This is a genomic window from Serratia sp. 22278, from assembly GCF_052045405.1.
Taxonomy (GTDB): domain Bacteria; phylum Pseudomonadota; class Gammaproteobacteria; order Enterobacterales; family Enterobacteriaceae; genus Serratia; species Serratia marcescens.
The window spans coordinates 1,234-4,511 of the sequence record NZ_JBQEOW010000027.1; the positions used below are offsets into that span (position 1 = coordinate 1,234).

The window sequence follows — 3,278 nt, forward strand, 5'->3', positions numbered from 1 at the left end:
TTGCTCTTTAACAATCTGGAACAAGCTGAAAATTGAAACATGACGGCTGAAATTTATCCCTCCGTAGAAGTACTGGGATGAAGAGTAACCTGTCATAGAGTCTCTCAAATGTTTGCAGCGCGAACGATGGAAACATCTTCGGGTTGTGAGGTTAAGTGACTAAGCGTACACGGTGGATGCCTAGGCAGTCAGAGGCGATGAAGGGCGTGCTAATCTGCGAAAAGCGTCGGTAAGGTGATATGAACCGTTATAACCGGCGATACCCGAATGGGGAAACCCAGTGTGTTTCGACACACTATCATGTCATGAATACATAGTGGCATGAGGCGAACCGGGGGAACTGAAACATCTAAGTACCCCGAGGAAAAGAAATCAACCGAGATTCCCCCAGTAGCGGCGAGCGAACGGGGAGGAGCCCAGAACCTGAATCGGCTTGTGTGTTAGTGGAAGCGTCTGGAAAGTCGCGCAGCAAAGGGTGATAGCCCCGTACACTAAAATGCACAGGTCGTGAGTTCGATGAGTAGGGCGGGACACGTGACATCCTGTCTGAATATGGGGGGACCATCCTCCAAGGCTAAATACTCCTGACTGACCGATAGTGAACCAGTACCGTGAGGGAAAGGCGAAAAGAACCCCGGCGAGGGGAGTGAAATAGAACCTGAAACCGTGTACGTACAAGCAGTGGGAGCACCTTCGTGGTGTGACTGCGTACCTTTTGTATAATGGGTCAGCGACTTATATTTTGTAGCAAGGTTAACCGTATAGGGGAGCCGTAGGGAAACCGAGTCTTAACTGGGCGATTAGTTGCAAGGTATAGACCCGAAACCCGGTGATCTAGCCATGGGCAGGTTGAAGGTTGGGTAACACTAACTGGAGGACCGAACCGACTAATGTTGAAAAATTAGCGGATGACTTGTGGCTGGGGGTGAAAGGCCAATCAAACCGGGAGATAGCTGGTTCTCCCCGAAAGCTATTTAGGTAGCGCCTCGTGAACTCATCTTCGGGGGTAGAGCACTGTTTCGGCTAGGGGGCCATCCCGGCTTACCAAACCGATGCAAACTCCGAATACCGAAGAATGTTATCACGGGAGACACACGGCGGGTGCTAACGTCCGTCGTGAAGAGGGAAACAACCCAGACCGCCAGCTAAGGTCCCAAAGTCATGGTTAAGTGGGAAACGATGTGGGAAGGCATAGACAGCCAGGATGTTGGCTTAGAAGCAGCCATCATTTAAAGAAAGCGTAATAGCTCACTGGTCGAGTCGGCCTGCGCGGAAGATGTAACGGGGCTAAACCATGCACCGAAGCTGCGGCAGCGACGCTTAGGCGTTGTTGGGTAGGGGAGCGTTCTGTAAGCCGTTGAAGGTGGCCTGTGAGGGTTGCTGGAGGTATCAGAAGTGCGAATGCTGACATAAGTAACGATAAAGCGGGTGAAAAGCCCGCTCGCCGGAAGACCAAGGGTTCCTGTCCAACGTTAATCGGGGCAGGGTGAGTCGACCCCTAAGGCGAGGCTGAAAAGCGTAGTCGATGGGAAACAGGTTAATATTCCTGTACTTGGTGTTACTGCGAAGGGGGGACGGAGAAGGCTAGGCTAGCCGGGCGACGGTTGTCCCGGTTTAAGCGTGTAGGGGGTGTGACCTGGTAAATCCGGTTGCATGCTAACCCTGAGGCGTGATGACGATGCACTACGGTGCAGAAGTAGTTGATGCCCTGCTTCCAGGAAAATCCTCTAAGCTCCAGGTAACATTAAATCGTACCCCAAACCGACACAGGTGGTCAGGTAGAGAATACCAAGGCGCTTGAGAGAACTCGGGTGAAGGAACTAGGCAAAATGGTGCCGTAACTTCGGGAGAAGGCACGCTGGCATGTAGGTGAAGTCCCTCGCGGATGGAGCTGAAGCCAGTCGAAGATACCAGCTGGCTGCAACTGTTTAATAAAAACACAGCACTGTGCAAACACGAAAGTGGACGTATACGGTGTGACGCCTGCCCGGTGCTGGAAGGTTAATTGATGGGGTCAGCCGCAAGGCGAAGCTCTTGATCGAAGCCCCAGTAAACGGCGGCCGTAACTATAACGGTCCTAAGGTAGCGAAATTCCTTGTCGGGTAAGTTCCGACCTGCACGAATGGCGTAATGATGGCCAGGCTGTCTCCACCCGAGACTCAGTGAAATTGAACTCGCTGTGAAGATGCAGTGTACCCGCGGCAAGACGGAAAGACCCCGTGAACCTTTACTATAGCTTGACACTGAACATTGAGCCTTGATGTGTAGGATAGGTGGGAGGCTTTGAAGCGTGGACGCCAGTCTGCGTGGAGCCATCCTTGAAATACCACCCTTTAATGTTTGATGTTCTAACTCGGCCCCATAATCTGGGGTGAGGACAGTGTCTGGTGGGTAGTTTGACTGGGGCGGTCTCCTCCCAAAGAGTAACGGAGGAGCACGAAGGTTAGCTAATCACGGTCGGACATCGTGAGGTTAGTGCAAAGGCATAAGCTAGCTTGACTGCGAGAGTGACGGCTCGAGCAGGTACGAAAGTAGGTCTTAGTGATCCGGTGGTTCTGAATGGAAGGGCCATCGCTCAACGGATAAAAGGTACTCCGGGGATAACAGGCTGATACCGCCCAAGAGTTCATATCGACGGCGGTGTTTGGCACCTCGATGTCGGCTCATCACATCCTGGGGCTGAAGTAGGTCCCAAGGGTATGGCTGTTCGCCATTTAAAGTGGTACGCGAGCTGGGTTTAGAACGTCGTGAGACAGTTCGGTCCCTATCTGCCGTGGGCGTTGGAAGATTGAGAGGGGTTGCTCCTAGTACGAGAGGACCGGAGTGAACGCACCACTGGTGTTCGGGTTGTCATGCCAATGGCATTGCCCGGTAGCTAAGTGCGGAAAAGATAAGCGCTGAAAGCATCTAAGCGCGAAACTTGCCTCAAGATGAGTCTTCCCTGGGCCTTTAAGGCCCCTGAAGGAACGTTTAAGACTAAGACGTTGATAGGCTGGGTGTGTAAGTGCAGCGATGCATTGAGCTAACCAGTACTAATGATCCGTGAGGCTTAACCTTACAACACCGAAGGTGTTTTTAGAGAGATTTTCAGCGAAGTTCCGAGATTGGTTCTGATGGCGACACGAAAGTGAAGCGGTTGGAATGAAACAGAATTTGCCTGGCGGCAATAGCGCGGTGGTCCCACCTGACCCCATGCCGAACTCAGAAGTGAAACGCCGTAGCGCCGATGGTAGTGTGGGGTCTCCCCATGCGAGAGTAGGACACTGCCAGGCATCAAA

General features: G+C 52.4%; 2 rRNA genes. Both read left to right on the top strand.

Annotated features, from left to right (window positions below):
• Positions 1 to 149 precede the first annotated feature (149 nt).
• Positions 150 to 3,057: ribosomal RNA gene (locus ACTJJ6_RS23500) — 23S ribosomal RNA — on the top strand.
• 99 nt (positions 3,058 to 3,156) lie between these two features.
• A 5S ribosomal RNA gene (rrf, locus tag ACTJJ6_RS23505) occupies positions 3,157 to 3,272 on the top strand.
• Positions 3,273 to 3,278: the final 6 nt, after the last annotated feature.